Annotated in this window: 15 protein-coding genes; 8 read left to right on the plus strand and 7 right to left on the minus strand. The window is 74.2% G+C overall.

The features are described from left to right. Positions 1-2 precede the first annotated feature (2 nt). Positions 3-2,162 carry an AMP-binding protein gene (locus ACFP3U_RS00940; RefSeq protein WP_380223100.1) on the minus strand — a complete coding sequence of 720 codons (2,160 nt, stop codon included), beginning with the start codon at positions 2,160-2,162 and terminating at the stop codon, positions 3-5. Between the two features lie 371 nt (positions 2,163-2,533). Here ACFP3U_RS00940 and ACFP3U_RS00945 point away from each other — a divergent pair, with 371 nt between their 5' ends. From ACFP3U_RS00945 to ACFP3U_RS00970, 6 genes are all read left to right on the plus strand, one after another. Then, on the plus strand, positions 2,534-3,397 hold the full coding sequence (locus tag ACFP3U_RS00945; RefSeq protein ID WP_380223101.1) for an ABC transporter ATP-binding protein: 864 nt from the start codon (positions 2,534-2,536) through the stop codon (positions 3,395-3,397). A gap of 340 nt (positions 3,398-3,737) precedes the next feature. After that, entirely contained in the window at positions 3,738-4,880 is a 1,143-nt protein-coding gene (efeO, locus tag ACFP3U_RS00950; protein ID WP_380223102.1) for an iron uptake system protein EfeO, read from the plus strand. A 133-nt stretch (positions 4,881-5,013) separates the two neighbouring features. Continuing rightward, positions 5,014-6,351 (plus strand): iron uptake transporter deferrochelatase/peroxidase subunit, encoded by a 1,338-nt coding sequence (gene efeB, locus ACFP3U_RS00955; protein WP_380223103.1) that lies wholly within the window; start codon positions 5,014-5,016, stop codon positions 6,349-6,351. A 52-nt stretch (positions 6,352-6,403) separates the two neighbouring features. Continuing rightward, positions 6,404-7,258, plus strand: coding sequence for an iron uptake transporter permease EfeU (gene efeU, locus ACFP3U_RS00960; RefSeq protein ID WP_380223104.1), 855 nt, complete (start codon positions 6,404-6,406; stop codon positions 7,256-7,258). Positions 7,259-7,542: 284 nt separating this feature from the next. Beyond that, the gene (locus ACFP3U_RS00965; protein WP_380223301.1) at positions 7,543-7,839 is read left to right on the plus strand and encodes a DUF1330 domain-containing protein; all 297 of its coding nucleotides are present in this window, start codon (positions 7,543-7,545) and stop codon (positions 7,837-7,839) included. Between the two features lie 180 nt (positions 7,840-8,019). Continuing rightward, on the plus strand, positions 8,020-8,667 hold the full coding sequence (locus ACFP3U_RS00970; RefSeq protein ID WP_380223302.1) for an HNH endonuclease family protein: 648 nt from the start codon (positions 8,020-8,022) through the stop codon (positions 8,665-8,667). A gap of 84 nt (positions 8,668-8,751) precedes the next feature. Here ACFP3U_RS00970 and ACFP3U_RS00975 read toward each other — a convergent pair whose 3' ends face one another. Next, positions 8,752-10,890 (minus strand): restriction endonuclease, encoded by a 2,139-nt coding sequence (locus ACFP3U_RS00975; protein ID WP_380223105.1) that lies wholly within the window; start codon positions 10,888-10,890, stop codon positions 8,752-8,754. Positions 10,891-11,034: 144 nt separating this feature from the next. Then, positions 11,035-11,766, minus strand: a complete 732-nt coding sequence (locus ACFP3U_RS00980; RefSeq protein ID WP_380223107.1) for a hypothetical protein — start codon at positions 11,764-11,766, stop codon at positions 11,035-11,037. Between the two features lie 128 nt (positions 11,767-11,894). Between ACFP3U_RS00980 and ACFP3U_RS00985 the strand changes: the two genes are divergently transcribed. After that, on the plus strand, positions 11,895-12,788 hold the full coding sequence (locus ACFP3U_RS00985; RefSeq protein ID WP_380223108.1) for a DUF2797 domain-containing protein: 894 nt from the start codon (positions 11,895-11,897) through the stop codon (positions 12,786-12,788). Between the two features lie 45 nt (positions 12,789-12,833). Here the strand turns inward: ACFP3U_RS00985 and ACFP3U_RS00990 are convergent, their stop codons facing one another. The 4 genes from ACFP3U_RS00990 to ACFP3U_RS01005 all read right to left on the minus strand — a co-directional run bounded on the left by ACFP3U_RS00990 (position 12,834) and on the right by ACFP3U_RS01005 (position 16,894). Then, a complete protein-coding gene (locus ACFP3U_RS00990; protein WP_380223109.1) occupies positions 12,834-13,151 on the minus strand; it encodes a hypothetical protein in 318 nt (105 codons plus the stop codon). Positions 13,152-13,503: 352 nt separating this feature from the next. Then, a complete protein-coding gene (locus ACFP3U_RS00995; protein ID WP_380223110.1) occupies positions 13,504-14,250 on the minus strand; it encodes a succinate dehydrogenase/fumarate reductase iron-sulfur subunit in 747 nt (248 codons plus the stop codon). Further along, entirely contained in the window at positions 14,247-16,193 is a 1,947-nt protein-coding gene (locus ACFP3U_RS01000; RefSeq protein WP_380223111.1) for a fumarate reductase/succinate dehydrogenase flavoprotein subunit, read from the minus strand. The genes ACFP3U_RS00995 and ACFP3U_RS01000 overlap by 4 nt, the downstream gene beginning before the upstream one ends. Then, positions 16,190-16,894 (minus strand): succinate dehydrogenase cytochrome b subunit, encoded by a 705-nt coding sequence (locus ACFP3U_RS01005; RefSeq protein ID WP_380223112.1) that lies wholly within the window; start codon positions 16,892-16,894, stop codon positions 16,190-16,192. Before ACFP3U_RS01005 ends, ACFP3U_RS01000 begins: the two co-directional genes overlap by 4 nt. A 97-nt stretch (positions 16,895-16,991) precedes the next feature. Between ACFP3U_RS01005 and ACFP3U_RS01010 the strand changes: the two genes are divergently transcribed. Then, the gene (locus ACFP3U_RS01010; protein ID WP_380223113.1) at positions 16,992-17,918 is read left to right on the plus strand and encodes a LysR family transcriptional regulator; all 927 of its coding nucleotides are present in this window, start codon (positions 16,992-16,994) and stop codon (positions 17,916-17,918) included. Positions 17,919-17,974: the final 56 nt, after the last annotated feature.

A 17,974-nucleotide genomic window follows, 5' to 3' on the forward strand; every position in this document is an offset into this window, starting at 1 on the left:
CCTCAGCCCCGGCGCGACGGCGACGGGTCCTGCGCCGCCTTCGGCCGCCAGGCCAGGAAGCGGACCACCACCGCCGCCGCGACCATCAGCGCGATGTTGAACACGTAGACCAGCCACACCTCGGTGGACCACTCCGTCCGGCGCGCCGTCCGGTACAGGTTGTCCTGCGGCCACCAGGAGGCCAGCAGCCAGAACACCGCGAGCAGCGCCGCGGCCGACAGCCCGGCCGGCCGCCGCAGCGGCGCGAGCACCCGCGCCCCGACGAACAGCCACGCCACGCCCAGGCCGAACGACGCCCACTCGGCGAGGTACAGGCCGCGGAAGAAGTGGTCGTACGGGTGGGGGACCCGGGAGACGTCCGTCGAACCCGGCCAGAGCTCCCCGGTGAGCAGCCAGGCGGCCAGCGCCGCCGGAAGCCCCATCACGAGGACGGCGCAGCCGAGCACGGGGGCGGTGTCGCCGGCCTTCCCGGCGCCCCCGCCGCCCTTGCCGCGGTACCCCTTCCCGCCGCCGGCCCGGCGCGGCGCCGCGTGGTCGGGCGGCGCGGGCAGCGGCAGGGCGTCCCGGTCGAGCTTGCCCGCCCGGGTGCGCGGCAGGTCGGGCACCGGTACCACGGCGGCCGGCGACTCGCCGTTCGGCAGCCGGGCGGCGAGGTGCCCGGAGAGCGACCAGCCGTCCGTCTCCGGCGCGCCGGGCACGGTCACCGCGTACCCGACCGGCTCCCGCCGACCGGGCGTCACCTCCACCTCGGCGACGGCCGCCTCGCGGACCCCGGGGTGCGCGCGCAGCGCCGCCTCGGCGCGGGCCGCGACGGCCACCCGGTGGGCCAGCGCCGCGACCGGACCGTCGGTCGGCCCGACCACGCCCGCCGCCCGGCCGACGAAGTGCAGGGTGCCGTCCTCGGCGAGGCGGCCGAGGTCGCCGGTGAGCAGGACCCGCCCGTCCGGGTCGAAGTCGGCCCGGACGAACCGCCGCGCCGTCTCCTCGGGCCGGCCGAGGTAGCCCCGGCCGAGGCCAGGGCCGGCGAGCGCGATCTCACCGACCGCCCCGCCAGCCGCCGGGCGGCCGTCCGGGCCCAGCACGTGCACCCGGGCCCCGGGGAACGGCACGCCCACCACCGACAGCGAACCGCTGCCCGGCACCTCGTCGGCGGCCCGGACCTCGAAGTACGTGCTGTCCACGGCGGCCTCGGCCAGGCCGTAGACGTTCACCACCCGGGTGCGGCCGCCGAGCAGGCGCCGCATGGCCGACTGCTCGTCCAGCCACCACTTCTCGGCGCCGACGGTGAGCAGCCGCAGCCCGGACAGCCCTCCGGCAGTGCCGTCCGCCGGGCCCGCCGCCGCGAGGTGCGCGGCGAGGCGGCGGGCGGTGCGCACGTTCAGTTCGAGCAGCGTGATCCGCTCGTCGGCGACCAGCGCGGGCAGGTCGGCGATGTCGGCGCCGCGGTCCAGCGTGAGGTTGCGCGGGGCGACCACCAGCGTGGCGCCCGAGCAGAGCGCGCGCACCCAGTCCGCGGTGAACACGTCGAACTCCAGGCTCGCCGTGCTGAGGATCCGGTCGGCGGGCGCGATGCCGTAGACCGTGCGCCAGCCGTGGTGGGCGGCGAGCAGGTTGCGGTGCGAGAGCTCCGCGCAGCGCGGTGCGCCGGTGGTGCCGGAGGTGGTGAGGACGACCGCGGCACCCGCCGGGTCGAGGGCGACCGGCGGCGGCCCGGCCGGCAGCGCGGCCAGCACGGCCGCGGCCGAGTCCAGGCAGACCAGCTCCCGGGCGCCGGCGTCGGTCAGCCGGATCCGGTGGGCCTCCTCGGTGACCACCAGGGCCGGTCCGGCCTCGGCGAGGAGGTGCCGCATCAGCGGGTCGGGCGCGCCGGGCTCCAGCGGCAGGTACGCGGCACCGGCCTTCAGCACGGCGAGCAGGGCGACGTACACCTCGACGCCCCGGCCGAGCGCCACCGCGGCCCGGTCGCCGGGCCGGAGCCCCCGGTCGACCAGGTGCCGGGCCAACCGGTCGGCCCTGGCGTCGAGTTCGCCGTAGTCGAGCTCCTCCCCGGCCCACCGGACGGCGACCGCCCCGGGGGCGGTGCGCGCGTGCTCCTCGAACCGCCCGGGGAGCGTCCCCGCGCGCCCCGTCCCGACCTCCACCGGCTCGTACGTCCCTGCCATGACCAGCCCCCTCCACCGTGCACAGCACTCCGGCCGGCGGCGTGCGGGTGCCCCGCACTCCGTCCTGCGCGCATTCCTCCGCGAGGTCCTTCGCGAGCGGTCTCCCGCATCGCTTCCACGATCCGCCGGCCCGATCCGGTTCCACCACCGGTGCCCCTGATCCTCGCGCCAACTGCCCTCCGGCAAAAGGGGCGTGCTGCAAGAGTGTCGCCGCGGGACGGTTGTCCACCGCTCGGACGCCCGTGCCGTCGCCCGGGGTGACGGTTGTACTCTGCACGCGGACGGTCGGCGCCGACCCGTCCGGTGCGGCGCCCCGTCCGCGTCCCCGCTTGTGACCCCGCCCCGCACAGGAGCCCAGGAGGCCCTCCCGTATGAGCACGCCCGACCCGCACCCGTCCTCGTCCGGCCCGCGCCCGCCCGCCGGGCAGGCCGGCGCCGAGCCGCTGCTGCGCACCCGGGGCGTCGACGTCGTCCGGGACGGGCGCCACCTGCTGCGCGGGATCGACCTCGCCATCCACCCGGGCGAGCACTGGGCGCTGCTCGGCCCCAACGGCGCAGGCAAGTCCACCCTGCTCGCCCTGCTCGGCGCGGTCTCCCACCCCACCCGCGGCGAGGTGGACGTGCTCGGCCGCCGGCTCGGCCGGGTCGACGTCCGCGAGCTGCGCGCCCACCTCGGCCACGTCAACCCGCGCCACCCGCTGCACTCGCCGCTGACCGTGCGCGAGGTCGTCCTCACCGGCGCGACCAGCACCATCGAGCCGGACCTGTACCGCAAGCCCTCCCCGGAGGAGGCGGAGCGGGCCGAGCGGCTGATCGACACCCTCGGCATCACGGCGGCGGCGGAGTCCCGGTGGACCACGCTCTCCCAGGGGGAGCGGGGCCGGACGCTGATCGCCCGCGCGCTGATGCCCAGCCCCCGGCTGCTGCTGCTCGACGAGCCCGCCACCGGGCTCGACCTGACCGCGCGGGAGGTGCTGCTGGACAGCCTGGACCTGCTGCGCCATCAGCATCCGGAGCTGGCCAGCGTGCTGGTCACCCACCACCTGGAGGAGCTGCCGGAGTCCACCACGCACGCGCTGCTGCTGCGCGGCGGGGAGACGGTCGCGGCCGGGCCGGTGGACGAGGTGATGACCACGGAGCTGGTGAGCGCCACCTTCGAGCACCCGATCCGGATCACCCGGCACGAGGGCCGGTGGACCGCCCGGGCCGCCGCCCGCCGGACGCCGAGGGACTGAGGAGCCGAGGGACCGAGAACCAGAGGACCCGAGAACGCGAGAACCCGAGAACCCGAGGGGCGCGCACCAGCCGGTGCGCGCCCCTTTACCACTTCTTTGCCCTCGCCGCCACGCCCGAGCGCGCCCCCGGTGGCCGAAAATCGTCGGTGGACCGACCACCGGGGCGCCGTCGGCCTACTCCCACCTGCACCGTTTCGTGACCGCCCCCGGTGTAGACGGCGAAATCCGATATCCCTAAGGTATGCCTTAGCTAAGTAGCCGGGGGCGCCGACGGCGTCATCGCCCCCCATCCACGCTCACCCCTGCCCTGAAACGCCCTGCCCTGACCGCTGGAGCCCGCATGTCCGCCCGTCGTTCCACCGCAGCCACGCTGCTCACCCTCGCCGTGGCGACCGCCGCACTGGCCGGCTGCTCGCAGAAGAAGGACGACAAGGCCGCTGCCGACGCCGTCAAGGTCAACGCCACCGACACCGCCTGCGAGGTCTCCAAGACCAGCTTCCCGGCCGGTCACGTCAGCATCGACATCGCCAACAAGGGCTCGAAGGTCACCGAGGTCTACGTCTACGCCGCCGGCGACAAGATCGTCACCGAGCGCGAGAACATCGGCCCCGGCACCAAGGCGACCATCACCGCCGAGATCAAGGCCGGTTCGTACGAGATCGCCTGCAAGCCGGGCATGGTCGGCGACGGCATCCGCCAGAAGATCACCGTCACCGGTGACGGCGGCTCGGCGGCCCCGACCGACCCGCGCCTGACCGCGGCCGTCGACGCGTACCGCACGTACGCCCAGGAGCAGGCCGACGCCACCATCCCGGCCGTCGAGGCCTTCGTCGCCGCGATCAAGGCCGACGACCTGGAGAAGGCCAAGTCGCTCTACGCGCCGTCGCGCACCGGCTGGGAGCGCACCGAACCGGTCGCCGAGAGCTTCGGCGACGTCGACCCGAAGACCGACACCCGCGAGGACGGTCTGGAGCAGGGCCAGGAGTGGACCGGCTGGCACCGGCTGGAGAAGTCGCTCTGGGCCGACGGCAGGATCGGCGACGACGAGAAGAAGCTCGGCGACCAGCTGGTCGCCGACCTCAAGGACTGGCAGAAGAAGATCCCCGAGGCGGAGATCACCGCGACCAGCATGGCTAACGGCGCCAAGGAGCTGCTGGACGAGGTCGCCACCGGCAAGGTCACCGGCGAGGAGGACCGCTACAGCCACACCGACCTGGCCGACTTCGTGGCCAACGTCGAGGGCGCCAAGAAGGCCTACGAGCTGCTGAAGCCGGTCGCCGCCGAGAAGGACGCCGACCTGGCCAAGACGCTGGACTCCGAGTTCGCCGCGATCGAGACCCTGCTCGCCAAGTACAAGCAGGCCGACGGCACCTACACCTCGTACGACAAGGTCACCGAGACCGAGCGCAAGACCTTCTCCGACGCGGTCAACTCGCTGGGCGAGCCGCTGTCGAAGCTGGCCGCCGCGGTGGTCGCGAAGTAACGCCCGCCGCCCGGTGCGCGCGTCCGTCCGCGGCGCGCGCACCGGGCCCCAGCACCCCCCCGGCACTCCGCCGTGGCGGCCCGTGGCCGTCACGGCGCCCGCGAGTTCAGCACAGAGAAGGGTCCGCCCGGCCATGGACGCCGAGAACCAGCAGCAGAACGGGACGCCGGCCGCCACCGAGGCCGCCGCCGCCCCCACCACCTCCACCACCGACAGCGCCACCGGCCGCACCTCGGTCAGCCGCCGTGCCGTGATCGGCTGGGCCGGTGCCGGGGTCGCCCTGGGCGCGGCCGGCGTCGGCTCGGTCGCCGCCGCGACCCGCCAGGACGACGACAGCCCGGCCGCGCCGGCCGCGGCCACCGCCGACATCCCGTTCTTCGGCGACCACCAGTCCGGCATCGCCACCCCGGTCCAGGACCGGCTGCACTTCGCCGCGTTCGACATCTCGCCGACCGCCACCCGCGAGTCGCTGGTGAAGATGCTGAAGGAGTGGACCAAGGCCGCCGCCGCGATGACCGGTGGCCGCGAGGTCGGCAGCGGCGCCGCCAGCGGCCTGCCGGAGGCGCCGCCGGACGACACCGGCGAGGCCCTGGGCCTGCCGGCCTCCCGGCTCACCCTCACCGTCGGCTTCGGCCCGAGCCTGTTCGAGAAGGAGGGCGTGGACCGCTTCGGCCTCAAGGCCAAGCGCCCCGAGGCCCTCATCGACCTGCCCAAGTTCAAGGGCGACAACCTCGACCCGCAGCGCAGCGGCGGCGACCTGTGCGTCCAGGCCTGCGCCGACGACCCGCAGGTGGCGGTGCACGCGATACGCAACCTGGCCCGGATCGGCATGGGCACCGTCAACATCCGCTGGTCGCAGCTGGGTTTCGGCAAGACCTCCTCCACCACCCCGGAGGCCCAGACCCCGCGCAACATGATGGGCTTCAAGGACGGCACCCACAACATCGCCGGCACCGACACCGCGAAGCTCGCCGAGCACGTCTGGGTCGCCCCCGGCGAGGGCCCGGACTGGATGACCGGCGGCTCGTACCTGGTGGCCCGCCGGATCCGGATGCACATCGAGACCTGGGACCGCACCTCGCTCAAGGAGCAGGAGGACGTCTTCGGCCGCACCAAGGGCGAGGGCGCCGCGTACGGGCGGACCAAGGAGCACGACGCCCCGGACCTCAAGGCGATGCCGGACGACGCGCACGTCCGGCTGGCCCACCCGGACTCCAACAACGGCCTGATGATCCTGCGCCGCGGCTTCTCGTTCACCGACGGCACCGACGATCTCGGCCGGCTGGACGCGGGCCTGTTCTTCCTCGCCTACCAGCGGGACAGCCGCAAGGCGTTCGTGCCGCTCCAGACCCGGCTCGCGGCCTCCGACGCGCTGAACGAGTACATCCAGCACGTCGGTTCGGCCCACTTCGCCTGCCCCGCGGGCGTCCGCAAGCCCGGCGAGTGGTGGGGCCAGGCCCTCTTCGGCTGACCCCCCGCCCGTCTCGCCCGCACCACCCTCTTCACCACCCCCAGGAGCCAGCGTGTTCGCCAACTACCTGATCGGCCTGCGCGAAGGACTCGAAGCCAGCCTGGTCGTCTGCATCCTCATCGCCTACCTGGTCAGGACCGGCCGGCGGGAGAAGCTCCCGCCGGTGTGGACCGGTGTCGGCGCGGCCGTGGTGCTGTCGATGGCCTTCGGCGCGCTGCTGCAGTTCGGTTCGTCCCAGCTGTCCTTCGAGGCCCAGGAGGCGCTCGGCGGTTCGCTGTCGATCGTCTCGGTCGGTCTGGTCACCTGGATGGTGTTCTGGATGCGCCGCACGGCCCGCCACCTGAAGAGCGAGCTGCACGGCAAGCTGGACGCGGCGCTGGCGATGGGCACCGGCGCCCTGGTGGTCACCGCCTTCCTGGCGGTGGGCCGCGAGGGCCTGGAGACGGCGCTGTTCATCTGGACGGCCGTGCAGGCCACCGAGGACGGCTACAACCCGATCGTCGGGGCGGCGCTCGGCCTGCTCACCGCGGTGGTGCTGGGCTGGCTGTTCTACCGCGGCGCGCTGAAGATCAACCTGGCCAAGTTCTTCACCTGGACCGGCGCCATGCTGGTCGTGGTCGCCGCCGGCGTGCTCGCCTACGGCGTGCACGACCTCCAGGAGGCCGGCTGGCTCGGCGGCCTGCACCAGGTGGCCTTCGACATCAGCAGCACCATCCCGAAGGACAGCTGGTACGGCACCCTGCTCAAGGGCGTGTTCAACTTCCAGCCGGACCCGACGGTCTTCCAACTGGCCGTCTGGGAGGCCTACCTGGGCCCGGTGCTGACCGCCTTCCTGGTCGGCACCGCCGCCGGTGGCCCGGCCAAGCCGGCCGCGCCGAAGCCCAGCGAAGCCAAGTCGGCCGCCTGAGCGAACAGTTCGCGCCATCCGGCGCACCCGCGCGCGCCAGCGCGACACGCCCCGTCCGGCCACCGCCGGGCGGGGCGTGCGGCGTTTCGCCGAGTTCACCGGCCCCGCCGATTGACAACGATCCGTTCTGAGCTAGTCCGAACCGGTCTTTCCCTCGACCGCCTGTCAAGCCCTAGCCTGCACAGATGACGATTCCACCGACCGCGCAGTACCCGTCGGCGGGATCGATCGATCCGAGTGTCAATTCGTCGTCGGACATGTCCGGCCGACCACAGGAGGTTTCCATGGCCAAGGGCTACTGGGTCAGTGTCTACCCCGCCGTTTCCGACCCCGAGATCCTGACCGCCTACGACAAGCTGGCCGGTCCGGCGGTCCGGGCCGGGGGCGGGCGAACCCTGGCCCGGGGCAGTCGAGTCGTCACCCACGAGGCCGCCGGAACCACGCATCGCGTCGTTCTGGTCGAGTTCGACAGCTTTGAACAGGCCGTCGCGGCCTACGAGAGCGAGGCGTACCAGAAGGCGCTGGTGGCCCTCCCCGACGGCTACCGGCGCGACTTCCGCATCACCGAAGGCATCGACTGACCGGCGGGCCCGGCCGCCGTGGTGCGGTGAGCGGTGTACCTGACATCCGGTCAAAAAATTCACCTCCTGGATCTACCCGCGTAAACCCCCTGGGCCGCATGCTGGTCGGCAGCCCGGGCCGGTTCCCGCCCGGGGGCTTTCCCCTGCCCTCCTCGACCCAGGAGTCCCCGTATGTCCGCGATGTCCGTCATACGCGCGCCCCGCCGCGTCCTGGCCGCCGCCTTCGGCGCCCTGCTGCTCGCCCTCACCACCCTGCTGACCGGCGCCGGCACCGCCCAGGCCGCCCTGCCGACGCCGGTCTCGGCCGCCACCGCCCGCGGCTACCTCGCCTCGATCGCGGTGACCGCGGAGTCCCACGACTCCACCTACGACCGCGCGCTCTTCCCGCACTGGATCACCATCTCCGGCACCTGCAACACCCGCGAGACGGTCCTCAAGCGCGACGGCAGCAACGTCGTCACCGACTCCGCCTGCGCCTCGGTGAGCGGCAGCTGGTTCTCGGTCTACGACAACGTCACCACCACCAGCGCGTCGAGCTTCGACATCGACCACCTGGTGCCGCTCGCCGAGGCCTGGCGCTCGGGCGCCTGGGCCTGGACCACCAGCCAGCGCCAGGCCTTCGCGAACGACCTGACCCGCCCGCAGCTGATCGCAGTCTCCGCGAGCTCCAACCGCTCCAAGGGCGACCAGGACCCGGCCAACTGGCTGCCGCAGGCCTCCTACCGCTGCACCTACGCCCGCGCCTGGGTCCAGGTGAAGTTCTACTACGGCCTCTCGGTCGACAGCGCGGAGAAGAGCGCCCTGTCCTCGATCCTCAACGGCTGCTGAGGAAACGTTTGTCCTTACGGCAGCACGGCGCCCGCCGGGGGGAATCCCGGCGGGCGCCGTGCTGCTAGAGGCGCGGGTGCGCGGCTACTCGACCGCGACGCCCCAGCGCACCGCGAGACCGGCCAGGCCGCCCGCCACCGGCGTCCCGCTCGGGGTGAACCGCCAGGCACCGCCATGCCGTTGGAAGGAGCCGACGACCATCGCGCTCTCCGGCACCCCGGCGGTCCCCGCCGTCCACTGCGCCTGGCCGGTCACGTCCGGGCCGAACGCGACCGCCAGCGCCAGCCCGTGCACATAGCCGAGCGGCAGCGCCGGCGGCTCCTCCTCCTCGGTGGAGACCGCCACCACCACCTCGTCCACCCCGGGCGCCAACCGGGCGGTGTCCAGCGTGAGTTCGGCCCGGCGGACCGGCTCGCCCGGCACCGAGCGGGTGGGGTGCAGCCGGACGGCGCCGTCCGGGTCCTGCGGGCTGTTGAAGAACACGAAGTGCTCGTCGTCCAGCACCCGCCCGTTCGCGCAGAGGAACGCCGAGACGTCCAGCTCGACCGGGTCCCCGCCGGCGGTGCGGCTGCCCCAGGACAGGGCCAGCACGGTGGTCGCGCCCGCCGCGGCCGGCCCCGTCCCCGGTGCGCTCCCGCCGTGGGTGCGCTCGCCGAGACGGCCGCGCAGGCCCTGTTCGGCCAGCAGCTCCACCAGCTCCGGGCCGCTCACCAGCGTCAGCGGCTTGCCCTTGATGTAGTCGTAGGAGCCCGGCCCGAACCCGGCCGTGGTCACCAGGATCCCCTTGTTCGCACCGTGGTGCTGCACCGTGGAGTGGAGGTCCCGGACGGCGGTGGGGGAGACCGTCGAGCGGTAGCGCTTGGCCTGGATGACGATCCGCCCGCCGGTCACCGGGTCGAGGTCGTCCGCGACCACGTCCACCCCGGCGTCCCCGCTGCGCGCCGTGGTCATCACCCGGAAGCCGCGCAGCCGGAACAGCTCGGCGATCAGCTCCTCGAACTCGATCGGGTCCATCTCGAAGAGGTCCGGGTCGTCCTCGCCGCCCTGCCCGGCCACACTGCCGCCGACCGTCTCCGGCAGCCGGTCAGGCCGCACCTCGTCCAGCCGCTCGGGGCGCGCCGACAGCACCCCGCCCAGCGCCTGGAAGCACTCCACCGGCGCCACCCGGTCCAGCGCCAGACCGGCGAACTCGCCCCGGTCGACCGTCACCGTGGTCAGGAAGCGCTCCGCCTCCCGGCCGGTCGCCGGGTCGATGCCGCGGACGAAGCCGTTCAGCACCACCGAGGCCAGCAGCCCGTCGCCGTCCGCCCGGTACAGCTCGGCGACCACCCGCAGCGCGCTCTGCGCCAGCACCTCCCGGTACAGCGCCTTGCGCTCGGCCGCCGGGCGGGCCACCTCGGCCTCGCGGTCGTCCGCCTTCACGTACCGCACCCGGCCGGTCGCCGGGACGACGTCCGGGCCCGGCAGCTCCCAGTTCACCACCAGCTGGCGGCTGCTCGCCTCCCAGGCCGCCACCAGCCGGTGCGGGAAGCCCTCCGGCCAGCCCGCCGAGGCGTACAGCACCGCGGTGAAGTACTCCTGCACCGCCTCGGCCTCGCCGGACCGCAGCCGGCGCAGCAACTCCTCCGTCCGGGCGGCCCGTTCCTCGTCCTCGCGGCGGAACCGGGCCACCCACGCCAGGTACTGCTCGTGGTACTCGGCCAACCGCCGCTGCCGGTCCGCCTCGGCGGCCTGCGCCGCGTACCAGTCCTGCTCGAAGCGCGCCCTGGCCTGGGCCACGTACTGCTCGTACCGCTGCCACACCCCGGGATTGCGGGCCTGCACCGGGTCCGGCGGCGGCACCTGGTAGCGCGCCTGGTCCGGCATCGGCACCGGCTCGCCCAGCCGGCCCGGTTCGAAGGGCGGCACCGGACGGGGAGCCAGCAGGCTCTGCGTCCGGAACGCCGGACGGCCCGTGCCGGCCGCCAGCAGGCCGCGCAACTCCTCCACCCGGCTGTCCAGTTCGGCCGTCCGCCGGGCCGCCTCGGCCTCCCGGGACTGCTGGTGGGCCTTCTGCGCCTCCCGCTCGGTCCGGGCCGCCGCCTTCTGCGCCTCGCGCTGCTCCCGCTCCCGCCGGCGCTGCTCGGCGGCCTGGGCGCGCCAGCGCGCCTCCTCCCGGCGCTGCTCCTGCCGCTGCGCCTCCGCCCAGACCGCCAGCACCCCGTCGTTCCGCCGCCCCGCCACGTCCACCCCTTCGCTCCGCGCCGCTCCGGTGCGGCGCCCGTCTCCCGGCCGCGCCGCCGCCCGCGCCCGTCACAATAGAACGTGCACCGGGGGAGCGCGCAAAGGGCCCGCGACCTGCGGCGTCGGTCGGGGGGTGAGCGGGTGTCAGGCTCCGGCGGCCGGGTCCGGCGCGTCCTGCGGGGTGTCGTGCGGCGCGTCCTGCGGAGCCTCCTGCGGGGCGTCCGCGTACCAGCGCCACTCGGTGCGCTGCGGGCGGCCGGGGAGTCCGGCGCGGCCGGTGGCCCAGAGCAGGGTCGGCCAGGGGCCGGCGGCGTCGGGCCGGACGTCCGGGAAGAGCCGGGCCAGGGTGCGGTGGCAGACCTCGGCCGGCGGCTCCCAGGGCAGGCCCAGCCCCTCGGCGACGTCGTGCAGGTGGACGAGGGTCTCCACCAGGCTCATCGCGACGAACCCGGCCGGGTCGGCCAGCCCCCAGGGGTGGAAGGCCCGGACCTCGGGCCCCCTGGTCCGGGCGATCGAGACCATCAGCCCGCCGCTCGCCTCCAGCACCTCGACCAGGGCCGCCGGGCCGCCCGCCCGCTCGGCGAGGACGAAGTTGTTCGGCCCGCCGGGGTAGGCGCGCCGTGCGACGAAGGGCACGTAGCGGTCGCGCGGCGGCTCGTCCGGGCCGAGCTGGGCGGCGTAGGCCAGCAGGTCGTCCGCCAGGTGCTCGACGGTGCTCCAGCAGTCCCAGGCGATGCCGCCGGCCGGCCGCGACCAGTCGGCGTCGGCGGGAGCGGAGCGCAGGGTGGCGGCGGCGAGCCGCAGGACGGCGGCCAGGTCGTCCGGGGTCACGGGCCCGGGCGGGGCGGGGTCGGTCACGGCGTCGGTGGTGATCATGCCGTGACGCTATCCGGCCCCCTGTGCGGCTGGGGCGGCAGGGGCGGCGGCCGTTGTCGGTGCCACCGGGTAGCCTCGACGGACCGAACGGCGCGGGCGAGGTGCGGGTGAGCGGGGCAGGCGGGTGGGTGTCCACCGGATTGACGTGGCGGGACGGCCGGGCGGTGCTGAGCGCCGTCCACGGCCGCCGGGTGCACGAGCGCGAGGTGGTGCCGGGCACCGAGGTCGGCTGGCTGCTGGCCGGACCACGGCGCTGCACCGGCGCCTGGCTGGTCGGCCGGGACGAGCGCACGCCGTGCCCGCACCACGCCGAGATCGATCCGGACGGCGGCGCCGTGCAGTGCGCGCCCTGCCAGAGCGTGGACCGCGGCCTGGCGCTGGCCCGCGACCAGATCCTCGACGACGGCCGCACCTACCGGCTGTACCTGGCCTGGTTCGGCGAGGGGCTGCTGAAGGTCGGCCTGACCGCCGAGCAGCGCGGCACCAGCCGGCTGCTCGAACAGGGCGCGCTGGCCTGGACGTTCGCCGCCCGCGGCGCACTGCCCGCCGTCCGACGCGCCGAACTCACCGTCTCCTCCGCCGGGCTGGCCCGCGAGCGCTTCAAGGTCCGGGCGAAGCTGGAGCACTGGTGGGAGCACGGTGACGCCGACCACCGCCGTGCCGTGCTGACGGAGGCGCGGACCCGCGCGCACGCGCTGCTGCGCGGGCACGACGTGGAGTTGCTGCCCGAGCACCCCGTGGTCGACCACGTCGCGGTCTTCGGTCTGACCGGGGGCGCTCCCGCCGTCTACCACGCGGTCGAGGGCCTCGCGGACGGCGCGGTGGTGGCCGGCCGGCTGCGCGCGCCGGTCGGCCGGCACCTGCTGCTCGACCGGGCGGACGGCGAGCCGCCGCTGCTGCTGGACACCCGGCTGCTGACCGGCTGGACGCTCACCCCGGCGGTCGGCCGCCCGCCGTCGGGGCTGGCGCTGGTCCCCAGGGCGCGGCCGGAGGCTCCGGACACCCAGGAGGCGCTGTTCTGACCGGCGCTCGCGGCGTCCTACCGGCGCTCGCGGCGGCGGCGGTGCTTACGCCAGCTTGCCGCGCAGCGCGCCCGGCCCGGAGCGGGCCCGCCGGGACACCGGCGGCCGGGACGGCCGGACGTCCGGGCGACCGCCCGCCGTCTCCTCCGGACCGGCTCCGGCGCGGGCGTTCCCGGCCCGGGCCGCCCGGGCCGTCGCCAGTGCGACTCTCGCCAGCAGCGGGTCCTCCCCGACCCCCGCCGCCCGCATCGCCGCCTGGCAGTGCGTGCACCAGACCGGCGAGGCCGGCCCGTCGGGGTACACCATCGCCTCCGGCGGCAGGTAGTGGCTACCGCACTCGACACATTCGAAGATCAGCCTCATCCGACGATCACCGTCCCGGATCCGTGGCACCGACAGCATGGCGACCAGAAGGTGTGGATCTTCGGCACCATGCTTCCTTCCTCGTCCAGTTCGACCGTGGCCTCGGTCTTCTGGGTCCCCCCGGACCCGCCGCACGCGGAGCAGGCCTGAACCTCGGGCATATGCGTTCCTCCTCGGCGCGGGGACCACGGTAGCGCGAAATCAGGGGAGTCAGCACTGATCCTGACGATCCGTCGAAGAAGCGGGGCGCGCACGAGCACCACGCGCGCCCCGCTCCGGCTCTGGGGTGTGAGCGGCCTCCGCTCAGGGAATCGGCGTCCGCCCGGTGAACTACCGTCCTCCGCCCGGTGAGTCAGCGCCCTCCGCCGAGGGAACCGCGCAGGTACGCCCGGTTCATCGCGGCGATGCTGGGCAGCGGGATGCCCTTGGGGCAGGCCGTCGCGCACTCGCCGGTGTTGGTGCAGCCGCCGAAGCCCTCGGCGTCCATCGCCTCCACCATGTTCCGTACCCGGGAGGCGCGTTCGGGCGCACCTTGCGGCAGCACGTTGAGGTGCACCACCTTGGCGGAGGTGAACAGCATCGCCGAACCGTTGGGGCAGGCCGCCACGCACGCCCCGCAGCCGATGCACTCGGCGTGCTCGAACGCGGTGTCGGCGGCCTCCTTGGGGACGGGCGTGGCGTGCGCGTCCGGCGCGCTGCCGGTCGGGGCGGTGATGTACCCGCCGGCGCCGATGATCCGGTCGAAGGCGGAGCGGTCCACCACCAGGTCCTTGACCACCGGGAACGCCGCCGCGCGCCACGGCTCGACGTCGATGGTGTCGCCGTCCTGGAAGTGCCGCATGTGCAGTTGGCAGGTGGTGGTGCGCTCGGGGCCGTGCGCCCGGCCGTTGATGACCATGCCGCAGGCGCCGCAGATCCCCTCGCGGCAGTCGTGGTCGAAGGCGACGGGTGCGTCGCCCCGGGTGATCAGCTCCTCGTTGAGGGTGTCCAGCATCTCCAGGAAGGACATGTCCGGGCTGATCCCGCCGACCTGGTAGGTGGTCATCGAGCCGGGCGCGTCGGGGCCCGCCTGGCGCCAGATCCGAAGGGTGAGGTTCACGCGTAGCTCCGCTGGGTGGGGTGGACGTACTCGAAGTCGAGGTGCTCGCGGTGCAGGACGGGCGCCCGGCCGGTGCCGGTGAACTCCCAGGCGGCGGCGTAGGAGTACTCCTCGTCCCGCCGGGCGGCCTCGCCCTCGGGCGTCTGGCTCTCGGTGCGGAAGTGGCCGCCGCAGGACTCGGCCCGGTGCAGCGCGTCCAGGCACATCAGCTCGGCCAGCTCGAAGTAGTCGACCAGCCGGTTGGCCTTCTCCAGCGCCTGGTTGAGCTCCTGCCCGGTGCCGGGCACCTTGATCCGGCGCCAGAACTCCTCCCGCAGCGCCGGGATCCGCTCCAGCGCGCGGCGCAGGCCGGCCTCGTCGCGGGCCATCCCGCACTCGTCCCAGAGCAGTTCGCCGAGCTCGCGGTGGAAGGAGTCGGGCGTGCGGTCGCCGTCCACCGCGAGGATGAGGTTCAGCCGGTCCGCCACCTCGGCCTCCACCGTGGCGATCTCCTCGTGGTCGGCGGGGACGGCGGGCAGCTTCTCGCGGGCCAGGTAGTCGTTGAGCACCGGCGGCAGCACGAAGTAGCCGTCCGCCAGGCCCTGCATCAGCGCGCTCGCGCCGAGCCGGTTGGCGCCGTGGTCGGAGAAGTTGGCCTCGCCGATCGCGAACAGCCCGGGGACGGAAGTCTGGAGGTCGTAGTCGACCCAGAGCCCGCCCATCGTGTAGTGGATCGCGGGATAGATCCGCATCGGCACCCGGTACGGGTCCTCGGCGGTGATCCGCTCGTACATCTCGAACAGGTTGCCGTACTTGGCCTCCACCGCGTCCCGCCCCGTCCGGCGGACGGCGTCGGCGAAGTCCAGGTAGACGCCCTGCCCGCCGGGGCCGACGCCGCGGCCCTCGTCGCAGACGTTCTTGGCGGCCCGGGAGGCGATGTCGCGCGGCACCAGGTTGCCGAACGCCGGGTAGATCCGCTCCAGGTAGTAGTCCCGCTCCTCCTCCGGGATCTCGGCCGGCGGCCGGGCGTCGCCCTTGGCCTTCGGCACCCAGATCCGGCCGTCGTTGCGCAGCGACTCGCTCATCAGGGTCAGCTTGGACTGGTGCTCGCCGGAGCGCGGGATGCAGGTCGGGTGGATCTGGGTGAAGCACGGATTGGCGAAGTACGCGCCGCGCCGGTGCGCCCGCCAGATCGCGGTGGCGTTGGAGTTCTTGGCGTTGGTGGAGAGGTAGAAGACGTTGCCGTAGCCGCCGGAGGCGAGCACCACGGCGTCGGCGGTGTGACTGGAGATCTCGCCGGTGACCAGGTCGCGGGCGACGATCCCGCGCGCCCGGCCGTCGATCACCAGCAGGTCGAGCATCTCGGTGCGGGCGTGCATCTCCACGTTCCCGGCGGCGATCTGCCGGGACAGCGCCTGGTAGGCGCCGAGCAGCAGCTGCTGGCCGGTCTGGCCGCGCGCGTAGAACGTCCGGGAGACCTGGACGCCGCCGAACGAGCGGGTGTCCAGCAGGCCGCCGTACTCGCGGGCGAACGGCACGCCCTGGGCCACGCACTGGTCGATGATCTCCACCGACACCTGGGCCAGGCGGTGCACATTGGACTCGCGGGCCCGGAAGTCGCCGCCCTTGACGGTGTCGTAGAACAGCCGGCGGACCGAGTCGCCGTCGTTGCGGTAGTTCTTCGCGGCGTTGATGCCGCCCTGGGCGGCGATCGAGTGGGCCCGCCGGGGGGAGTCCTGGAAGCAGAACTGGACGACGTGGTAGCCCTGTTCGGCGAGCGTGGCACCGGCCGCGCCGCCGGCCAGGCCGGTGCCGACCACGATCACCGTGTGCTTGCGCCGGTTCGCCGGGTTGACCAGCTTCGCCTCGAACCGCCGCTGGTCCCACCGCTGTTCGATCGGCCCCTCGGGGGCCCGGGTGTCGGCGATCGGGTCGCCGAGGGTGTAGTCCGGGTACTCGCTCAACTCACCACTCCGGTCATCACGGCCACGGGGACGGACAGGAAGCCCACGGTCAGCAGCAGCGCCAGCCCGTTGGCGGTCAGCTTCAACGCGCGGTCCCGGCGGGCGTTGTTGGCGCCGAGGGTCTGCGCGGCGCTCCAGAAGCCGTGCCGGACGTGCAGGCCGACGGCGAGCATCGCCACGCTGTAGATCACGCAGGAGTACCAGGTGCCGAAGGAGGCCACGATGTTCTGGTACGGCCTGCCGTGCTCGGCGTTGGGGTTCACCGTGAGCGTGGTCAGGTCGAGGATGTGCCAGACGATGAACAGCGCGAGGATGACCCCGCCCCAGCGCATCGTCCTCGTCGCGTAGCTCGCCCGCCGCCGCCGGTGCGCGTACTTGCTCGGCCGGGCGGCGAGGTCCCGCCGGCTCAGCTGGTACGCGGCCACGCCGTGCAGCCCGACGGCGGCCAGCAGACCCACCCGGGCGATCCAGAGGAACCACTCGTGGTGCAGGACGGGCTCGCCGATGGTGCGCAGCCAGGCCGCGTAGCCGTTGAGGTCGTCCGGCCCGAAGAAGACCTTGAGGTTGCCCAGCATGTGCGCGACCAGGTACAGCAGCATGACCAGTCCGCTGACGGCCATGACCGCCTTCTTGCCGACGGTCGACCGCCAGAGGGTCGCCAGGGTGGACGGATGCCGGGCCGTCCGAGTCGCGGTTGTCATGGCGTCCACGGTAGGGACGGCCGCCATGGTGAGTCCAAGACATGATGCGGCTCGTGACGATAGCCGGTGCCTATGCTGGATGCCTATCCTGGGAGCTGTGCAACTCCAGCAGCTCCGCTACTTCCTCGCCGTCGCCGAGACCCGCCACTTCACCCGCGCGGCCGAGGCGGAACACGTCGCGCAGCCGTCACTCTCGCAACAGATCCGCGCGCTGGAGCGGGAGTTGGGCGCGGAGCTGTTCCACCGCACCCGGGGCAACATCGCCCTCACCGACGCCGGAGCGGCCCTGCTGCCGCTCGCCCGGCGCATCCTCGCCGACACCGAGAGCGCCCGCCTCGCCGTCCAGGAGACCGTGCAGCTGCGCCGCGGCCGGGTGCGGCTGGGGGCGCCGCCGAGCCTGTGCACCAGCCTGGTGCCGGACGTCCTGCGGGTGTTCCGGGACCGCTACCCGGGGGTGGCGCTGGTGGTGCGGGAGGGCGGCTCGCGGGACCTCGTGCGCTCGCTGGCGGCGGGGGAGTTGGACCTCGCGCTGATCATCACCCCGCCGAGCGGCGAGGCGCCGCCGGCCCTGGCGCTCACCGACCTGCTGCACGAGGAGCTGGTGCTGGTCTCCCGGGAGGCGCCCGGACGGCGGCGCCGGGTGCGGGTGGCGGAGCTGCGCGGCCGGCCGCTGGTGATGTTCCGGGAGGGCTACGACGTGCGGGAGGCGACCCTGGCGGCCTGCCGGGAGGCCGGGTTCGAGCCGGAGTTCGCGGTGGAGGGCGGCGAGATGGACGCGGTGCTCGGCTTCGTCCGGGCGGGCCTGGGGCCGGCGGTGCTGCCGGGGATGGTCGCCGCCCGCTCCGGGCTGGCGGTGACGCCCTTCGCGGGGCCGGGCCTCGGGCGGACCATCGCGGTCGCGCACGGCCACGAAGTCCCGCCGACCAGGGCGGCGGCGGCGCTCCGCGAGACCCTGCTGGCCCACCTGCGGGAGGCGGCCCGCTCCGGCGAGCTGCCGCCGGGCACCAGGCTGCTGCTGGGCTGAGCCTGTCGGCGGACGCGGCCTGCGGCCGTCGCGTTCGGGCACGCCGAAGGGCCCGG

Source organism: Kitasatospora misakiensis, from assembly GCF_042656005.1.
Taxonomy (GTDB): domain Bacteria; phylum Actinomycetota; class Actinomycetes; order Streptomycetales; family Streptomycetaceae; genus Kitasatospora; species Kitasatospora misakiensis.

What these genes read in the sequence shown, in the direction of transcription:
- efeO (WP_380223102.1), top strand. Translation starts at nt 3,738, where the DNA reads ATGTCCGCCCGTCGTTCCACCGCAGCCACGCTGCTCACCCTCGCCGTG.
- ACFP3U_RS00970 (WP_380223302.1), top strand. Translation starts at nt 8,020, where the DNA reads ATGTCCGTCATACGCGCGCCCCGCCGCGTCCTGGCCGCCGCCTTCGGC.
- ACFP3U_RS00990 (WP_380223109.1), bottom strand. Translation starts at nt 13,151, where the DNA reads ATGAGGCTGATCTTCGAATGTGTCGAGTGCGGTAGCCACTACCTGCCG.
- ACFP3U_RS00940 (WP_380223100.1), bottom strand. Translation starts at nt 2,162, where the DNA reads ATGGCAGGGACGTACGAGCCGGTGGAGGTCGGGACGGGGCGCGCGGGG.
- ACFP3U_RS00965 (WP_380223301.1), top strand. Translation starts at nt 7,543, where the DNA reads ATGGCCAAGGGCTACTGGGTCAGTGTCTACCCCGCCGTTTCCGACCCC.
- efeB (WP_380223103.1), top strand. Translation starts at nt 5,014, where the DNA reads ATGGACGCCGAGAACCAGCAGCAGAACGGGACGCCGGCCGCCACCGAG.
- ACFP3U_RS00980 (WP_380223107.1), bottom strand. Translation starts at nt 11,766, where the DNA reads ATGATCACCACCGACGCCGTGACCGACCCCGCCCCGCCCGGGCCCGTG.
- ACFP3U_RS01005 (WP_380223112.1), bottom strand. Translation starts at nt 16,894, where the DNA reads ATGACAACCGCGACTCGGACGGCCCGGCATCCGTCCACCCTGGCGACC.
- ACFP3U_RS00945 (WP_380223101.1), top strand. Translation starts at nt 2,534, where the DNA reads ATGAGCACGCCCGACCCGCACCCGTCCTCGTCCGGCCCGCGCCCGCCC.